This window comes from Dorea formicigenerans (genome assembly GCF_025150245.1).
GTDB classification, from domain to species: Bacteria; Bacillota; Clostridia; order Lachnospirales; family Lachnospiraceae; genus Dorea; species Dorea formicigenerans.
Map to the genome: position 1 here is coordinate 2329702 of NZ_CP102279.1, position 19105 is coordinate 2348806.

General features: G+C 41.3%; 16 protein-coding genes. All 16 read right to left on the reverse strand.

The features are described from left to right. Positions 1 to 106: 106 nt before the first annotated feature. The 16 genes from NQ560_RS11290 to NQ560_RS11365 all read right to left on the reverse strand — a co-directional run bounded on the left by NQ560_RS11290 (position 107) and on the right by NQ560_RS11365 (position 19008). The gene (locus NQ560_RS11290) at positions 107 to 1306 is read right to left on the reverse strand and encodes an ATP-NAD kinase family protein (RefSeq protein ID WP_005334428.1); all 1200 of its coding nucleotides are present in this window, start codon (positions 1304 to 1306) and stop codon (positions 107 to 109) included. Positions 1307 to 1417: 111 nt separating this feature from the next. After that, positions 1418 to 2509 (reverse strand): radical SAM family heme chaperone HemW, encoded by a 1092-nt coding sequence (hemW, locus tag NQ560_RS11295; RefSeq protein WP_117612976.1) that lies wholly within the window; start codon positions 2507 to 2509, stop codon positions 1418 to 1420. Next, positions 2509 to 4323, reverse strand: a complete 1815-nt coding sequence (gene lepA / locus NQ560_RS11300; RefSeq protein ID WP_005334431.1) for a translation elongation factor 4 — start codon at positions 4321 to 4323, stop codon at positions 2509 to 2511. The genes hemW and lepA overlap by 1 nt, the downstream gene beginning before the upstream one ends. A 124-nt stretch (positions 4324 to 4447) precedes the next feature. Next, positions 4448 to 5434: a DNA polymerase III subunit delta gene (holA, locus tag NQ560_RS11305; RefSeq protein WP_005334432.1), complete on the reverse strand. Its 987-nt coding sequence runs from the start codon at positions 5432 to 5434 to the stop codon at positions 4448 to 4450. Beyond that, positions 5418 to 7823 (reverse strand): DNA internalization-related competence protein ComEC/Rec2, encoded by a 2406-nt coding sequence (locus NQ560_RS11310; protein WP_040015590.1) that lies wholly within the window; start codon positions 7821 to 7823, stop codon positions 5418 to 5420. Before NQ560_RS11310 ends, holA begins: the two co-directional genes overlap by 17 nt. 4 nt (positions 7824 to 7827) lie before the next feature. After that, positions 7828 to 8745, reverse strand: coding sequence for a GerMN domain-containing protein (locus NQ560_RS11315; RefSeq protein ID WP_005334434.1), 918 nt, complete (start codon positions 8743 to 8745; stop codon positions 7828 to 7830). A 14-nt stretch (positions 8746 to 8759) separates the two neighbouring features. Then, the gene (locus NQ560_RS11320; RefSeq protein ID WP_005334435.1) at positions 8760 to 10226 is read right to left on the reverse strand and encodes a sensor histidine kinase; all 1467 of its coding nucleotides are present in this window, start codon (positions 10224 to 10226) and stop codon (positions 8760 to 8762) included. Next, positions 10183 to 10872 (reverse strand): response regulator transcription factor, encoded by a 690-nt coding sequence (locus NQ560_RS11325; RefSeq protein WP_005334436.1) that lies wholly within the window; start codon positions 10870 to 10872, stop codon positions 10183 to 10185. Before NQ560_RS11325 ends, NQ560_RS11320 begins: the two co-directional genes overlap by 44 nt. A gap of 15 nt (positions 10873 to 10887) precedes the next feature. Beyond that, a complete protein-coding gene (locus NQ560_RS11330) occupies positions 10888 to 11616 on the reverse strand; it encodes a ComEA family DNA-binding protein (protein WP_117612979.1) in 729 nt (242 codons plus the stop codon). 125 nt (positions 11617 to 11741) lie between these two features. After that, a complete protein-coding gene (locus NQ560_RS11335) occupies positions 11742 to 12173 on the reverse strand; it encodes a DMT family transporter (protein ID WP_005334438.1) in 432 nt (143 codons plus the stop codon). Positions 12174 to 12298: 125 nt separating this feature from the next. Then, on the reverse strand, positions 12299 to 13492 hold the full coding sequence (locus NQ560_RS11340; protein ID WP_005334441.1) for an aspartate aminotransferase family protein: 1194 nt from the start codon (positions 13490 to 13492) through the stop codon (positions 12299 to 12301). Next, positions 13479 to 14378 (reverse strand): acetylglutamate kinase, encoded by a 900-nt coding sequence (argB, locus tag NQ560_RS11345; protein WP_022279143.1) that lies wholly within the window; start codon positions 14376 to 14378, stop codon positions 13479 to 13481. Before argB ends, NQ560_RS11340 begins: the two co-directional genes overlap by 14 nt. Positions 14379 to 14434: 56 nt before the next feature. Next, the gene (argJ, locus tag NQ560_RS11350; RefSeq protein WP_005334444.1) at positions 14435 to 15658 is read right to left on the reverse strand and encodes a bifunctional glutamate N-acetyltransferase/amino-acid acetyltransferase ArgJ; all 1224 of its coding nucleotides are present in this window, start codon (positions 15656 to 15658) and stop codon (positions 14435 to 14437) included. Positions 15659 to 15788: 130 nt separating this feature from the next. Beyond that, positions 15789 to 16232, reverse strand: a complete 444-nt coding sequence (locus tag NQ560_RS11355) for a GNAT family N-acetyltransferase (protein ID WP_040015591.1) — start codon at positions 16230 to 16232, stop codon at positions 15789 to 15791. 24 nt (positions 16233 to 16256) lie between these two features. Then, on the reverse strand, positions 16257 to 17297 hold the full coding sequence (gene argC / locus NQ560_RS11360; RefSeq protein ID WP_005334447.1) for an N-acetyl-gamma-glutamyl-phosphate reductase: 1041 nt from the start codon (positions 17295 to 17297) through the stop codon (positions 16257 to 16259). A gap of 463 nt (positions 17298 to 17760) precedes the next feature. Continuing rightward, the gene (locus NQ560_RS11365; protein WP_005334449.1) at positions 17761 to 19008 is read right to left on the reverse strand and encodes a glutamate-5-semialdehyde dehydrogenase; all 1248 of its coding nucleotides are present in this window, start codon (positions 19006 to 19008) and stop codon (positions 17761 to 17763) included. Positions 19009 to 19105 lie beyond the last annotated feature (97 nt).

The window sequence follows — 19105 nt, forward strand, 5'->3', positions numbered from 1 at the left end:
TCGCAATATTTCACCAAAAAACAAAATAAGAAGTCGACCATTTGTCGACTTCTTTAAATATTCCATAATATTCATCTTTACCAAAGGCTATTTGCAGATTCTTTCTTTATCCAACCTTGTAAATAGCAGAATCAGAATTTTCGAATATAATTTTATAATACCCCTTTAAATACTCATCTGCATCTGCATCGCCGGTATCTACATGCATCGGCTGTCCGCCAAGTCCTGCCAGTTTTTCTTTTGTTGCTACAATTTCAATCTGTTCTTTTCCTACTTTTCTGATTACCCGTGGACTAATCTGCTGATTTCCTCTTCCTAACAAAAAACCATTTCCACCAATACAGGTCACCAGAATTTTTATATGACTGTATGAATTGACACAGTCCCACAATTCTCTTTCATTCGCATCTCGAAGTATGATTTTACCATTTCTGATCACATCCACTCCACGGACAGTTCCATGTACGTTCTTTTTCCCAGTATCCTCCTGCTCGTCATTTTCACACAATAACTCCTTTATCTTCCAGGTCGTTCCTCCCGGGCCGATAATATAAACCCAGTCCTTTTCCATTCGCAAGATTGCTGCCCTCGCTATTATAGTTGCGGACTCGCCTGACCCCAAATCCAATTCTTTTGCCTTTTGTAAATGTTTTCCATCGCTTAATACTTCCAAAAATCCGTACAATTGGGGGCTTACGTTTCTGGAATCTAAATCCTTCTCTTCAATATCAAGAACTTCCCTCATTTCATAAGACATCTCTTTTCCTTCAAGCCACCCTGCTAACATCTCACCTGCCTGATATGGATTACAGGCATAACACGCAGAATACATCTTCACTCCTGCCGGGATTCCAAGAACCGTCACATCCGTACCAACAGCTTCACAAATGTCCCTTGCAGTCCCATCTCCTCCGCAAAACACGAGAAGATCCACACCCTGTTCTTTCATAATTTGTGCACAAAGTTTCGTATCTTCTGCGCTGCTTGTATGGGCTTTTGGACATAACACCACATCACATGGGATTTTAAGTTTCTCAAGCAAAGCTTCTCCCATATCCCCTGGTGCACTTAGGATTGAAAAATTTTTCTCTCCCACCAATCCTTTATCTCCTGCAACTAAACTTGTGGTAAGATCTGCAATTTTGCTCATACAGCTTTCTGCTCTCTTGGGGGCTGTTCTTTCACAGCCTTCCAGCAAAAGCTTTTCTATTTTTTTGTAATTGTCACTTCCTTTTAGACCGGCTTTTCCACCAATTCCAGCATATGGATTTAGAATAAAACCTATTTTCTTTTTCTTAGTCTCCATCTTTTCCCCTGTGTCGTTGCTGTTTTATGTAAACTTTTTTATTGCTATATAATTTTAAAACTTTCTTTTATCGTTTTTATATTATCAAATCAACAAATCCAAGAATAATCTTTACAACAAAAACTCACTCATAACATAGTTGCTGACATCGATTCCACGATCTGTAAGTTTCACAAAGTCTTCTCCATCTTCCAGAAGTCCTTTCTGTTCCATGTCTCTTATCACATTTCCATAAACGTTCTCCATGCTCTCACCATACATCTTAAGAAATTCTATTTTTGATACACCTTTCATCATACGCAAGCCAAGGAACATCGTCTCTTCCATCTGTGCAGATACAGTTAACTTTTCCGGCTCTTCTCCATAATTAAATCTACTGTTATTGATCAGTGATGCAGCTCCGGTTCCAATCCCTAGATATTCTGTTCGCTCCCAGTATCCGATATTATGTCTGCAAGCATATCCAGGCTTTGCATAATTAGAAATCTCATATCTTTCATATCCGTATTTTGAAAGTATTTCTTTCGTTCTCCAATACATCTTACGCTCTGTCTCTTCATCAGGTAATTCGTCTGCATGACGCCCTTCCCCATACTCCTCATAAAATGGAGTACCTTCCTCCACGATCAGACTATATGCAGAAATGTGTTCCGGGGCAAGCTCTGCCACTGTTTTTAAGTTTTCCTCCCAGTCAGTAAGACTTTGTCCCGGAATTGCTGACATCAGATCAACATTAATATTCTCAAATCCTTCTGCTCTTGCCATATGATATGTTTCAAGAAATTCTTCATATGTATGAATACGACCCAGTATCTGAAGTTCTCTATTTTTTGTAGATTGCAGGCCAATGCTTAATCGGTTAATTCCACATTTTTTATAACCGGAAAGCTTTTCCCTGTCTACAGTTCCTGGATTCATCTCAACTGTGATCTCTGCATTTTCTTCTACAACAAATGTATCACGGACTGCTGAAAATATCTGCTGCATCTGAAAAGCTGTCAAAGTAGAAGGCGTTCCCCCACCGACAAAGATACTGATAACACGGCAAGCCTTCGCCAGGTGCGCGTATGAGCGAATATCCTGACAAAGGCTTTTCACATAAGATTCCCTCTCATCCGCCGTTGACGGACCTGAGAGAAAATCGCAATATTTACATTTTTTTTTACAAAATGGTATATGAATATATAATTCTAATAATCTCATTATTTGTCATCCAACTTCAGTACACTCATAAATGCTTTCTGAGGAATCTCTACATTACCAACCTGACGCATACGCTTCTTTCCTTCTTTCTGTTTTTCAAGAAGCTTTCTCTTACGGCTGATATCACCACCGTAACATTTTGCAAGCACATCTTTTCGCATTGCTCTTACAGTCTCACGGGCAATAATCTTCCCACCAATAGCCGCCTGAATCGGGATTTCAAAGAGCTGTCTTGGGATCTCTTCTTTAAGCTTCTCGCACATCTTTCTTCCACGTTCATATGCAGTATCTGCATGGACGATAAAGGAAAGAGCGTCTACTTCTTCTTTATTGACCAGAATATCCAGTTTCACAAGTTCAGATCTCTGGTATCCGTCCATCTCATAATCAAAAGAAGCATATCCTCTGGATCTGGACTTCAATGCATCAAAGAAATCGTAGATAATCTCGTTGAGCGGCAGTCTGTAATGCAGAACTGCACGGGTCTCTTCAATATATTCCATGCCAAGATACTCTCCTCGTCTCTCCTGACATAGATCCATAATCGTACCGATAAATTCGGATGTTACCATAATCTCAGCCTTTACCATCGGCTCTTCCATATATTCAATCTCAGAAGGATCCGGAAGATTAGACGGGTTTGTCAGTTCTATGACATCTCCGTTCGTCTTGTATACTTTATAAATAACTCCCGGTGCTGTTGTAACAAGATCAAGATTATACTCTCTCTCCAGACGCTCCTGAATAATCTCCAGATGGAGAAGTCCCAAAAAGCCACAGCGAAATCCAAATCCAAGAGCAATGGAAGTCTCCGGCTCAAACTGCAGGGACGCATCATTTAATTGAAGCTTCTCAAGAGCATCCCGAAGATCCGGATACTTTGCCCCATCCGCAGGATACAGTCCACAGTAAACCATCGGATTCACTTTCTTATATCCCGGCAACGGCTCCTCGCAAGGATTCGCTGCATCTGTGATCGTATCTCCTACACGGGTATCTCCGACATTCTTCAAGCTGGCAGTAATATAGCCTACCATACCTGCTTCCAGCTCATCACATGGAATGAATTGTCCGGCTCCAAAATATCCGACTTCAACGACATCTGCCTCTGCTCCTGTCGCCATCATACGGATCTTCGTACCTTTTTTCACGGTACCTTCACGGAGTCTGCAAAATACGATAACCCCTTTATAAGAATCATATAGTGAATCAAAAATCAATGCCTTCAATGGTGCTTTCGGATCTCCGCCCGGTGCCGGGATCTTTTCCACGATCTGCTCCAGAACCTGATCTACATTCAGCCCTGTCTTTGCAGAAATAAGTGGCGCATCATGTGCTTCGATTCCAATGATATCTTCAATCTCTTCAATGACACGGTCCGGCTCTGCACTTGGAAGATCAATCTTATTAATAACAGGCATTACATCCAGATCATGATCCAACGCCAGATATACATTGGCCAGTGTCTGAGCCTCTACTCCCTGAGCTGCGTCTACGACTAAAATCGCACCATCACACGCTGCCAGACTTCTTGATACTTCATAGTTAAAATCTACATGTCCCGGTGTGTCGATCAGGTTAAAAATATACTCTTCTCCGTCTTTTGCCTTATATACTGTACGGACTGCCTGAGCCTTGATCGTGATTCCGCGCTCGCGCTCCAGATCCATATTGTCAAGCACCTGTGCCTGCATCTCGCGGCTCGTCAGAAGCCCTGTCTGTTCAATGATACGGTCTGCCAATGTTGATTTACCATGGTCAATATGAGCCACAATACAAAAATTGCGAATTTTACTTTGATCTATTCCTGCCACTTATCTTCTACCTCTTTATCTCTTTATCTTAAACTTTTTTCTATTATAATGATGTTGGAGTCAAAAGCCCCAACTATGATACCTGCAGATTGTTTCGTGCGATGCACTCCACAATGCTAATGCGCTACTTCTTTGGTGCACTATACTTCACAATGAACAACTCTACACTCATTGTATCACTGAGCCGTCCGGTCTTTACAGCTTCTTCTGTATCTGCCGCTTCTTCCATGATACCTTTTAGTTCTCTCATTGTAAAGCTTCTGCTCTGTTGCATGTATTTTCCTGCCACAAATGGATGAAGTCCCGCTTTTTTTGCGATGGTGCTTTTGTCTGCTCCCTGGTTCATCAGATCTTTCACCTGTAAAAGCAGACGGAATTGTCTCGCCAGCAAATATAAAATCCTCATCGGAGGTTCTTTTAACGCCAACAGATCATAATAATAATCCAAAGCTTTCCTTTGCTGCCTTGTTGCAACTGCTTCAATCATATCAAAAATCTTATTCGTGATCTGCGTCGTACAGATTGCATCAATATCCGCCACCGTAATCTCATTTCTTCCAAGCGTATAAGAAAACAGCTTTTCCATCTCCCGCTCCAGATTCTCCATGTCGGTTCCTGTTCGGGACAACATGTATTCTGCAGTGGACTGCTTAATCTGCCTGCCTTCACGCTTTATATTACCAGCAAGCCACAAAAGCAATGTCTTCTCATCCTGTCTTCCAAGCTCGACCACTCTTCCGGTATCCTTTACGGCCTTATACATCTTACTCCGCTTGTCAACTTCACTCTCCACAAATACAAAGCAGACCGTTTCCGGCATGCTCTTAATATAATCTGCAAACTTTGCATCTGCATTCTTAAATAAGCCAGAATCTTCAATCACAATGAGACGCTTTTCTGCAAAAAATGGCATTGTCTCTGCCAGATCTATAATCTCCGGTACATTGATCCCCTTGCCTTCATAATGCGCATAGTTCACTGTATCACCTTCCGGAAGCACAGCTTTTGTCAATCTGTCACGGTACTGCTTTTTCAGATAAGCCTCTTCTCCATACAAAAGATATGCCTGCTTGATATTCCCTGTTTTCAAATCTTCATTCAGATTCTTCATAAGCTGTCGTTTCGCTCCCTTCCTTAAGAGTATACTGAATTTTCCCACCGAATTCAACCGTGATTTCAATTCCTCCACAATTTGCCGTAGCTAAGATCCGGCTGCCGTTTTTTTCTAATCTTTCAATAGTTTCTCTGTGCGGATGCCCATATGAATTCTCTATCCCAGCCGATATGATTGTGTACTTTGGTCTGACTTTCTGAAGAAATATTTCAGAAGAGGAATTTCTGGAACCATGATGTGCCGCCTTCAATACCTCAAATGCTTTTTCAGGACAATATTTTTCTATAGATTCACAAAGTTTTTCTTCCCCTATACCTTCCACATCCCCGGTAAATAAAAAATCAAATTCCCGGTAACTGACAGATAAAACCATGGAAGCTCCATTACCAGTTTCTCCGGAATAATCACTCCCCGGACAAAGACAGAGGATTTTCATTCCCTGTTTTTCAATCTCCTGTCCTTGCTCCATAACCGCTACCTGCACTCCATTTTCTATTGCATATATTGCTAATTTCTTCAGGCTTTCGTCCCAGACACTTTCTTTTGGAAATACAAGCGTTTTAATCTTCACACCGATTTTCTGCCTCGATATCATTTCTTCAATCCCGTTCGTGTGGTCACTGTCACCATGGGAAATGAACACATAATCCAGTGTCCCGACTCCTTTCGATAACAGATATGGCTCGATCCTGTACTGCCCGACATTCTTCACATCACTGCTCCCTCCGTCAATCATACAGGTCATACCTCCGGGACTCTTTAAAAATATTCCATCACCTTGACCCACATCCAACACCGTCACTTGCATCTGCGACAAACTATCAAAACGGTGAAGCAGAACAAATAATCCCAAAGCACATAACATTCCTGTCAATATATTTCCACGTTTTCTTTGTTTTTCACATTCCTGTGCTTCATTGCGTTCCTGCCCTTTCGCATACTCTTTTTTCTGAGTATGTTTCTTTTCATAGTAGTATATAACACATATGACCACGACGCAGCCGTAGTAGAACAATATCTGCCAGATCTTAATTCTTCCAATAACGACTCTTGCCCCAGGAAGTTCCAAAAAAAACTCACAGCATCTTTCATAAATCGTCAGAATAAAGCCACAGATTACCAGCATACACTTTCCTGGAATCTTGAACATACCAGAGCACAACATACATATAAAACTTCCAGTAATTCCCAGGCTCAGCAAAATTGTCATGAGCGGAATTACAAGCAGATTTAAAAATGTTGCATAGAGTGGAAATTCATAAAAAAAATACAGAACAACAGGTAAAAGAAATAATTGCATTTCTATGTTGCTTATTATCATGCTTTTTATTTGTATTATCCAAGCCTTATTTTCTCTGTTTTTCTGAATGTCTATCTCTGTTCTTGTTTTTGCTTTCTCCATCTGTCCGGCTGGCATTATAACCACCACTGCAAATACTGCAAAAAATGACAGCCAGAACGCCCCGTCGTAAATACTGAGCGGCCTCCAGATGAGTACTACTGCCGCTGCCACAGAAAGTGCCGTCACACTGTCATAATGTCTCCCCGCGATTTCTGCACCTACCCGGAACAAATACATAATACCGGCACGGATCACAGATACTGTAACCCCAATCATCAATACATAAAGAAAGAAAAAGAATATGCCTCCGATTCCTCCTATCGTATAACTTCCTGTCAGTTTTCTAAGTAACTGATAAATTCCGATTCCGATTACCGACAGGTGCAAACCGGAAATTGCCAATATATGTCCGATTCCGTTCACCTGATATAGTTTTTTTATCTCTGGGTCCATCTGGGATTTTTCTCCAAGAAGTATGGTGCTTAAAATACTGCCGTTTTTCTCTCCCGCTTCACTCAGTAATATATTTCTACAATGTACTCGTATATTCTCCAATACATTTTGTATCCGTTTTACTGTGTGGTCTGTTATTCTTAAAGTTTCACTCCATACTTTTCCGTGAATATTCTGCCTTTGATAATAGGCTTTCTGATCAAAATCCCCCGGATTACGCGCAGTTTCAAAAAAACTAAGCTTCCCTTCCGCCTCCACCTCATTTCCTATCTGTATCTTATTTTTCTTCTCATCATAAATGAGCATTCTGGATTCTTTTATTAACGATTGCTGACTTTGTTGATTTTGTTGACTCTGTTGATCTTTCTGAAAATAGACATAACATTTTTTCAGATATAATATCTGATACTTTTCTTTTTCTTCTTTTTTATATACCTGGCCCCTGACAATCAGCCAATCATCTTTTTCTCCATATTGTTCAACAGGAGAAGGGCGAAGCTCTGACACGAACTTCGCACCCGCCCCGGCTGTCAGGATTCCGATTAAAATTGCGATCACCAGGCATAAACTGCATAGTGGTCTGTTCTTCAAATGATTAATCCTCCACAATATCTTCCCGCTCTGTAAGCGGCTGGCTAAGATCCACCTGATCCTGATACTTAAGATTTGAATCTCCATTAACCAGAATCTGTACTTTTGATGCACTTCCTCCTCGAATTATAGAATTTACGATAGAATAAATAGTAACTTCCGGCTGTATATCTGTCATATTCAAAAATCCATTATCAAAATTCACATAACATACATCATCTTTCACAGACACACCCAAAAGTACCGTATCCATAGGAATGACCTTTTTATAAGTTTCTGCAAAAGGTCCTTTCATCAGTTCTTCTACAATCAACTTCTCTTTCAATGTATTGCTGTTGTACCGGACATGTTCTGTCTCTGTCACAAGCTTATCTCCCTCACTGTTTGCAAAATACAATTCAAGATCTACACTTTGATATGTATGAAGTGTGGAACCTATATTCTGAACAAAATATTCGTCATTCATAGCTCCGATTTCGTTACCATTCGCATCGCACAATGGATCCCCACCAATATATAATTTTACAGAATCAACCCCATCAATCTGTATCAGTGACTGAACCAGTGACGCACGAAAAAGAAGTTCCGGCACTTTTTTCACATTTTTATATTCCTGATTAAAAGATATCCCCAGTCGTCCATTTGTAAGTTCCCATTTTTCCACTTTTATCTTTTTGGGAAATGTACTCTTTACTTCTACATCTTCTGGATTTTTCTTCAGTTCTTTTAGCATAGATTCAATCTTCTCTTCCGTAGTATCCCCTTCTATTTGAACTTTTTCCTGTTCCAGTGCCTGGGTCTGTACATTTACATAATACAGTTCATAAGTTTCCTCACCCGTATCATTTTTCTTACAGGACATAAGGAGAGCCACGCATATAAGAATCCCTAACAAAGCTGTAAATTTCCTTCGTTTTTTCATACTGCCTCTCCTTTCTATGACACGTAAGTCAATGGAATTTTCACTGTAAATGTTGTTCCTTTTCCCGGCTGACTGTAAACCTTAATCGCACCTCTGTGCATAACAATTGCACTTCTTGCAATCGCAAGTCCAAGTCCGGTTCCTCCGATTTCTCTGGAGTGAGACTTATCTACCCGGTAGAATCTCTCAAAAATATGATCTGTCTCCTCCGGTGCGATTCCAATGCCGGAATCAGCCACTTCAATATAAAACAACTTGTGATCTGCATTTAACGCCACATGCACCCAGCCATTTTCCTGATTATATTTAATCGCATTTTCCACCAGGTTTGTGATTGCAAGCGATAATTTTACTTCATCTACCTCTGCAGTCACCGGTCGGAAACTTTCAAACACCACCTCTATATTATTTTTTGCCGCAATTGGACGAAGCTGTTTTAATATTCTTTCCACAAGAGTATTAATGTTCACGGAAGAAATATTCATCGTATCCGCTGTTTTGTCCATTTTAACGAGAGATAGAAGATCATTAATAATCTTGTTCTCACGCTCTATTTCTTCTGACAGATCCCCCATAAACTCCTTGTACAACTCCACCGGAACATCTTCCTGTGTCAGCAATGAATCTGATAATACCTTCATAGACGTAAGTGGTGTTTTCAATTCATGAGACACATTTGACACAAATTCTGTCCTTGAATCATCCAACACCCGGAGTCTTCCCAGCATTTTATTAAATGCTTCTGTCATCTGTCTCGTCTCTGTATATGCATTTTCATGGAGCATACTTTCATCATAGCCCGCCGTTGCATTTTCCAGTGATCTGGTAATTCTGATGAATGGTCGGACCATAAGCTTACTGAATACCAGTGCTATAAGCACCCAGATGATCAGGATTACGCCTCCTACTGTTCTGACACTTGACCGAAGTTCATGAAGTGTATCTACGATCGTATCTGTGGACACACTGACTAACATAACGCCCTTTACTTCATTGGTCTGTGAATCAGCAATCGGTGAAGTCACTTCAATATAGCGGTTCCCCGAATCATAATGGCTGGTTCCCTGCCCTTTTAAACACTGAATCACATCACCTGAAACAATGGTCTTTCCATCGTCCATTCCATATGTATCTTCCATAATCTGAAAATTATCATCGATCAACATCACCCGGCCATTGTAAATATTTGTCAACTGGTCGAGTTCTGTCTTTATAAATTCTGAATTTTTTCCCTTCAGGTCACTGCTGTCACCCAATTGATTGCATAGAATTGTACATTGACTCTGAATCTCGGCAGTGCGTACATTCACTGCCCTTTTTTCATAAGTACTAAGGAGTACCCCTTCAATGATCAGCACCGGAATGATCCCTGCCAGAATGATCAGGAATCCAATCTGAAACCTGAGACTCCCTAGTCTGCTTCTTTTCAAATACTTCTTAACCCCTAAAATAATAACCAACTCCCCACTTCGTATGTACATACTTCGGATCACTCGGATTCTTTTCTATCTTCTCCCGAAGTCTCCGGATATGTACATCGACAGTTCTTGCGTCACCGGGATACTCATATCCCCATACGATATTCAGAAGATTCTCTCTGCTATAGACTTTATCCTGATTCATTGCAAGAAGCTCCAGAAGATCAAATTCCTTTGCTGTCAGATTCACTTCCCGTTCTCCGATTACAACTCTTCTTCCTTCGCAGTCGATCTTCATATCACCTTTGACGATCTGTCTTCCTTTCGGCCGTTCCTCTGTCTGTCTTTCGGTTCTTCTCATGATTGCCTTGATTCTTGCCTTCACTTCCAGAATGTTAAATGGCTTCGTGATATAATCATCTGCACCATATTCCAGTCCGAGGATCTTGTCCATATCCTCGCCTTTTGCTGTCAGCATCACAATTGGCACATCAGAAAATTCACGTACCTGCTGACACACCTGAAATCCATCCAGTTTAGGCAGCATCACATCCAAAAGAATAATGTTATACTTATTCTCACGGATCAGTTTCAATGCTTCCTCACCGTCATAGGCACAGTCCACATCCATACCATCTTGTTCCAGACTGAACCTTATTCCCTTCACAATCAGTTTTTCATCGTCTACTACTAATACTTTTCTGCTCATTGCCAGTCTCCCCTGTCAAATCTTAATCTGATCTTTTAATTTCTGAAAGGTCCCCTTTTTGATTCCTTCTACTTCCATAAGCTCTTCTATTGAGCGGAATTCGCCATGTTCTTCCCGGTATTTTAAAATTGCCTGTGCACGCACATCACCAATTCCATTTAATGTCAGCAATTCTTCTTTTGAAGCTGTATTCAAATTAACTTTTCCGTCATCCTGCCCGGATACATTTTCCACAGCCTGCACACTGAATGTCTCATCACTCTCAGATGCATTTCTGGTTGACGTAACTTTTCCGGAATCTACCTCTTCCTGTGACGGAACATAAATCTGCTGCCCGTCCTTTAGAAGCTCAGCCTGATTCAGATAAGAAAAAGCGGCAGTTGTAGTCATACCTCCTGCTGCCTCTATCGCTTCAAAAACTCTGCTATCCTGTTGTAATTCATAGACTCCTGGCTGATTTACATTGCCGCACACATGTACATACAGCTTCTCTGGTCTATCTTCTGTGTCAGGCACCGCATCATCTTTCTTCTTAGCAGTGTCTTCTTCCTTCACTTTTCCGACATCTTCTGTGGTATCTTCTCTTGAGTCTTCCGGTGTACTTTCCGGTTCTTCTTCCCTGACAGACACTGTCTTAAGATCTGTCTCCTGTGACTTTTTCTGGCAGCCCACACAAAATACCACGCACATAATTACAACTACGCTTCTGATAAAATACCTGTAATTCCACCTTGTCCTACTCATATGTCCTCCTTTGTAATTCTCATACAAAGTGGCTTGTACCCTCAAAATGTAAGACAGTTTTATTTTACTATCTCCATTCCAAAATTGCAACTGCGATCCGCCAAAGAGACGTAAAATCACTTCTATTATTTCCACTGAAAAATTGCAATTCCAATCAGTGCTATCCCCATGCCGATTACTTTTCTCCATTCCAGAGGTTCTTTATCAACCCCAAACAATCCGAGAAGTTCAATCCCATAAGCTACGATCAACTGTGCGATAACAATCAGTAATGCTGCTTTTGCCGGGCCAAGCTGGTTCATTGCCCGAATTACTGTAAGTGTAATTCCAGCTCCGATCACTCCTCCCAAAAGCAGATATCTGGGCTCTACTTTCATAAGTACCATCGGATTATCTCTACCTGCAATCAGCCAGGCAATCAGACAGACGGCAAATGCAGTAAGCTGCACCCATGCATTGCCAACCCACATACCTGTCGTCTTGGTAACTTCTGTATTAAAAACACCTTGTATACTCATCAATGCCCCTGATAAAAGAGCAATAAAAAAACCGACCATTGTGATACCTCCTTACCTGTCGTAATTAGTATATCCGTGCGTCGGTTTTTATATTCCTTTTTATAAATGCCAGATACATTTCATGATGCCTGCGGATTGCTCCACATTTTTTCACTCTGCTATTATTACAGAACCTTTTTCAAAATCTCCAGCATCTCATCTACATGCTCTTTTTCAATCACAAGTGGCGGAACCAGGCGAAGTACATTCCCCTTTGCACTGATAATAAGAAGTCCTTCTTTCAGTGCCTCCGAGCTAATCTCTCCTACCGGCTTCTTAACCTTAATCCCCTGGATAAGTCCAATTCCTCGTCTCTCCAGAACTGCGTCATTTGCTGCAACAAGTTCATCCAGCTTTTCTGTCAGATACGCGCCAATCTCACGCACATGAGCTGTGAGATCATATTTTTCAAATAACTCCAGCGTCTTGGCAACTGCTGCACACGCCAGCGGATTTCCACCATAAGTTGTTCCGTGATCTCCCGGCTCAAGAGAATATTCTGCCACTTCTTTTGTCATGGCAAATGCTCCTACCGGAACTCCATTTCCAATTGCTTTTGCCATCGTCATGATGTCCGGTTTTACACCATATCCCTGCCATGCAAACATAGAACCTGTACGTCCCATACCACACTGAATCTCGTCACAAATCAGAAGAATTTCTTCTTCATCACAAATCTGGCGGAGTCCTTTCATAAATTCATCAGTAGCCGGAGTGATTCCGCCTTCCCCCTGAAGAGCTTCCAGAATAATTGCGCATGTCTTATCACTTACCAGTGCTTTTACACTGTCAAGGTCATTGTATTTTGCAAATTTCACGCCCGGTATCAGTGGCTCAAATGGCGTTCTGTAATGCTCTGTTCCGGTAACAGACAATGCTCCCATACTTCTTCCATGGAAAGAATCTTCCATAGCAATGAACTCATAACGTCCGGTACCTTTTTTGTAAGCATATTTTCTGGCAGCTTTTAATGCACCTTCAATTGCCTCTGTACCACTGTTAGTAAAAAATACTTTATCCATCTCACATGCTTTCAAAAGTGCTTTTGCTGCTTTTCCGCACGTTGTATTATAGTATAAATTCGAAGTATGTGTCAGAAGATCGATCTGATTTTTTAATGCAGTCTTATACTCTTCATTACTGTATCCAAGTCCACATACCGCAATTCCTGCCGCAAAATCCAGATACTTCTTTCCTTCTGTATCATAAAGATAAACACCCTCACCATGATCTAAGACAACCGGAAAACGGTTATATGTATGGACCAGTTCTGAGTTTGTCTCTTCCATATATATATTTGTCTGATTATTCTCCATCATAATACCTTCTCTCACTGTCATTTAAAATAGCTGTACCAATTCCTTTGTTTGTAAAGATTTCAAGCAGCAGGCAGTGTGGAATTCTTCCATCCAGAATATGAACTCTGGATACCCCACTCTCAATAGCCTCGATACAGTTGTTGATCTTCGGAAGCATTCCGCCACCGATATATCCATCTCCCACCAGCTTATGAGCCTCTGATACTGTCAGTTCAGAAATCAGTGTGGATGAATCCTGTGGATCCTTATAGACTCCTTCAATATCTGTCAGAAATGCAAGCTTCTCTGCTTTCATAGCTTTTGCAATCGCACATGCTGCATCATCTGCATTAATATTGTATGTATTGTTGTCATCGTCCAGTCCTACTGGGCAAATGATCGGAAGGAAATCTTTTTCCAGAAGATCGTAAAGAATATCCGCATTTACATTTGTCACATCACCGACAAATCCGATATCTTCACCATTTGCATATTTTTTCTTTACAGAGAGAAGTCTTCCGTCTTTTCCACTGATGCCGATCGCGCGGACTCCCAGGCTCTCTACAAGCTGAACAAGACTTTTATTTACCTTGCCCAGAACCATCTCAGCCAGCTCCATAGTTGCCTCATCGGTCACACGAAGTCCATTCTTAAATTCCGGTTTCATACCAACTTTTCCAACCCAGCGGCTGATTTCCTTGCCGCCGCCATGAACAATGATCGGTTTGAAGCCTACCAGTTTCAAAAGTGTGACGTCCTGAATGACTCTTGCTTTGAGTTCCTCGTCAACCATGGCACTTCCACCATATTTTACTACGATAATCTTACGGTTAAAACGCTGGATATATGGAAGCGCCTCAATCAGTACTTCTGCTTTATCCAAATATTGCTGCATATCTTTATTCATGTCCAAAAACTTCCCTTCTGTCATCCAACTACTAGTTTCTAACAATTATCTGTACTTTAACTTCTGTAGTCTGCGTTAATATTGATATATTCATGTGTCAGATCACAGCCCCATGCGGTCGCACTGTAATCGCCCATTTTGATATCTGCCGTGGCTGTGATCTCAGGCTCAGATAAAATCTTCGTGGCTACTTCTTCACTATAATCTGTTGCCACACCATTTTCAATAATCTGAAGCTTTCCAGCCTTACTTTCAAAGAACAGATCCACCTTTTCCGGATCAAACTGTACACCGGAATATCCCATTGCACAGAGAATTCTTCCCCAGTTTGCATCATGTCCGGCAATTGCAGCCTTTGTAAGATTGGAGCATACAACTGATTTTGCAAGTGTCTTTGCCTGCTTTATACTCTCTGCTCCTACGACTTTCACCTCAAATAAAGCAGTCGCTCCTTCTCCATCTCCTGCCATTTTCTTGGCAAGTGTCTCGTTGACCATGTGAAGTGCCTCTTTAAATGTCTCATACTCCGGACTTGCGTAAGTGATCTCCTGATTGCCTGCCAGACCATTTGCAAGAAGAATTGCTGTATCATTGGTAGATGTATCTCCATCTACAGAAATCATGTTATAAGTATCTTCTACGTCTTCACTCAGCGCCTTCTGCAGTGCCTCTTTTGTAATTGCGGCATCTGTTGTGATAAATGCAAGCATCGTGCACATATTCGGGTGGATCATACCGGAACCTTTGGACATCCCTCCGATTGTGACTGTCTTGCCGCCAATCTCTATCTCAACTGCCATCTCTTTTTCTACTGTATCAGTAGTCATGATTGCAAGAGCTGCATCGTGTCCGCTCTGTAGACCTTCTGCTTTCTTTCCTGCCAGCACCTGGATTCCGTTCACCAGCTTCTGCATCGGAAGCTGCATTCCGATGACTCCTGTGGAACCAACCAGGACACCTGCTGCGTCAATATTAAGCGCTTTCGCTGCTGCCTCGGCTGTCTCTTTGCAATATCCCATGCCTTCTTCACCGGTACATGCATTGGCAATTCCTGAGTTTACAACAACTGCCTGCACGCCTGCGCCACTGTCTACTATCTGGCGATCCCATTTAACCGGAGCTGCCTTTACAACATTTGTTGTAAATGTTCCTGCAGATACACAAGGCACCTGGCTATAGATCAATGCCATGTCGGTACGTCCCTGATATTTAATCCCTGCGGCTGTACTTGCAGCCTCATATCCCTTCGCAGCTGTTACGCCGCCCTTTATCTGTTTCATATATTCCTCCTGAAGTTTCCTTCTATTTATTCACTTATTTTACAAAGCATTTTCTTCATATTCAAGAATGCCTCGGCATTCTTATGATGCCTGCAGATTGCTCTGCACTTCGCACTTGCCTCATTCTCAGTTACTGAATAAATGCAGTGATATTCGCCTCATTTAATATAAAGTCGTAATAATTCAAATCTTCCCGCTTCTTCCAGCCAATCTCTTTCCAGAATGCATTTCCTATATCATTCTTTGTAAATGCAATTAAAGAAACATTGTTGATTCCTTCTGTTTTTAGTGCTTCCATTGCAAATACAACCATTGATTTTCCGATTCCGCGCATGCGGTATGCTTCATCCACACAGACATGATAGAGACACCCCCTTCTTCCATCATGTCCACATAAAATAGCACCAACAATCTTATCATCTTCAACTGCCACCACACTCGTTGTTGGATTTCTCTTTAAGAAACGCTCCACACCTTCTTTTGAATCATCCACACTTCGAATTCCAAAACCATGTATTTTCATCCAAAGATCATGCACCTGTTCATAATCTTCAATTGTCATTGTTCGTATCATTTTATTTCTCCCCTCAGATTTGTTCTATGGGAACATCGGAACAAGTTCCAGTCCTTCGCTTTCCGGAAGTCCGAAAAGAAGGTTCATATTCTGAACCGCCTGTCCAGCCGCACCTTTTACAAGGTTATCGATGGCTCCCATCATAACAATACGGTTCGTTCTTGGATCCAATTTGAATCCGATATCTACATAATTGCTGCCTTCTACCCATTTTGTCTCCGGACATACGCCTTCACCAAGCACACGCACAAACTTCTCGTCTGCATAATATTTATCATAAATTGCTTTTACTTCTTCACCTGTTACATCTTTTTTCAATGTAGCATACTCTGTTGCCAGTATTCCACGATTCATCGGAACAAGATGTGGTGTGAAACTGATGGTCACATTTTCACCTGACGCATATCCAAGCTGTTCTTCAATCTCCGGTGTATGTCTGTGAGATGCTACACCATAAGCTTTCATGTTCTCATTGACTTCACAGAAAAGATTCGGAACCTTTGCTCCTCTTCCTGCTCCGGAAGTACCGGATTTCGCATCTACAATGAGTGTCCTCATATCAATGATCCCTTCTTTTGCCAGCGGATATGCTGTCAGAATAGAGCAAGTTGTATAGCAGCCCGGATTAGCGATCAGTCTTGCGCCTTTTACTTTATCACGGTTCACTTCGCAAAGTCCATAAACAGCTTCTTCAATAAATTGCGGACTCTTGTGCTCGATACCATACCATTTTTCATATACCTTAACATCTTTGATACGGAAATCTGCACTTAAATCTACAATTTTTGTCTTGCCTAAAATATTCTCGTTAATGACAGAAGCCAGAAATCCCTGAGGAGTCGCTGTAAAAATCACATCTACCTGATCTGCCAATGCTTCGATATTGTCATCCATGCATTTTGCATCTACAATCTGAAACATATTGCGATATACATCTGCATACTTCTGATCAATATAGCTTCTTGAGCCATACCACACAATTTCTGCCTCCTTATGTCCCATTAAAATACGAACGAGTTCTCCACCTGCATAGCCTGTGGCTCCGATGATTCCTACTTTTATCATTTTTGTACCTTCCTTATATTGTAAAATCTAAAACTATCATTGTATACACTTCAATCCATGTGCATGATTATACAACTTATATGTATAATATTCAAGTGTTTATGCATAACTTTTTCATATTATGCATATTATCCAATCTCATGAATACTTTTGCACAATTTCACAGCATATTTTAATCTTTACTCTTTATCCTTCTGCCTGTAAAAGTGCAACATATGATAAACTTTCGTCCCCAAGTCTACCTCTTAATTCTCTCTAAGAAACTTGCAAAATTCGTAGAACTCCATATTTGCTATCGAAAGTATTATGACCGTCCGACTTTGCATTATGGAGACAAGACTGTAAAAATCATGGTAGCCTTTGCTGACATGATTTTTGTTCTGTCAGGCTTGTCGGAATGCTTTGTGCAACGGAGTGACGGCTCAAATACTTTCGTAAGCAAATTCATAGTTTTTTCTGTTTCTTACGGGCGAATCTGTCCATCTCCAAAAATCACATACTTTGTCGTGGTGAGTGCTTCTAATCCCATTGGTCCTCTTGCATGCAATTTCTGTGTGCTGATTCCTATCTCTGCTCCGAATCCGAATTCAAATCCGTCCGTAAATCTGGTCGATGCATTGACATAAACTGCTGCCGCGTCAATCTCGTCCTGGAATTTTAGTGCATTTGTATAATCTTTTGTAATAATGGACTCGGAATGTCCGGTATTGTATTTGTTAATATGTGCAATTGCCTCTTCTATGGAAGAAACAATCTTCACAGAAATGATCGCATCCAGGTACTCTGTGCCCCAGTCTTCTTCTGTTGCCGTCACAATCTCCGGTACAATCTCGCGAGCACACTCATCCCCCCGGACTTCTACGCCTTTTTCACAAAGCGCTTTATAAATAACCGGAATGGCCTGTTCTGCGATTTTTTCATGAACCACAAGTGATTCACATGCATTGCATACGCCGAGACGCTGTGTCTTTGCATTGACAACAATCGGGACTGCCATGTCAAGGTCTGCAGTCTCGTCCACAAAAATGTGACAGTTTCCGGTTCCTGTCTCAATAACCGGGACCGTACTGTTCTGCACTACATTTGCAATGAGTCCTGCTCCTCCTCTTGGTATCAGTACATCAATATATTTATTTAGCTTCATCATTTGATTGACAACTGCACGATCTGTATTTTCAACAAGAAGAAGCGCATCCTCTGGAAGATTACATTTTTTCAAACCGTCCTGAATCACTTTTGTCACAGCAAGATTGGAATGGATTGCATCAGAACCTCCACGCAGGATTACAACATTTCCTGTCTTAAAGCAAAGTCCAAATGCATCAGCCGTTACGTTCGGGCGCGATTCATAAATGATTCCGACCACCCCAAGTGGAACCACTCTTTTTCCAATACGAAGGCCATTCGGTCTGACCTTTTCCCACAATGTTGCACCAATTGGATCTTCCAGATCAGCAATCTGTCTGAGACCTTCAGCCATTCCGGCAATTCTTTCTTCCGTCAGGCGAAGACGGTCAATCAGAGATGCTTTCATACCGTCTTTCTTAGCTTTTTCAATATCCTTTTCATTTTCTGCCATAAGATAGCTTTTCTGATTTTCCAGTTCTTCCGCTACTCTTCGAAGTCCTTCATTTTTCTGATTTTGGGAAAGATGCTGAACCTGTGCAGAAACTGATTTTGCACGCTTCCCAATCTCGTGTATGTAATCCATATGACGCCCTCCTGCTTCTATTGTACTTGTTCTTTTTAACAAAATGCCTTTTCCTATACGAAAATAGACAAGACTTACATCTTGTCTATTTTATCTT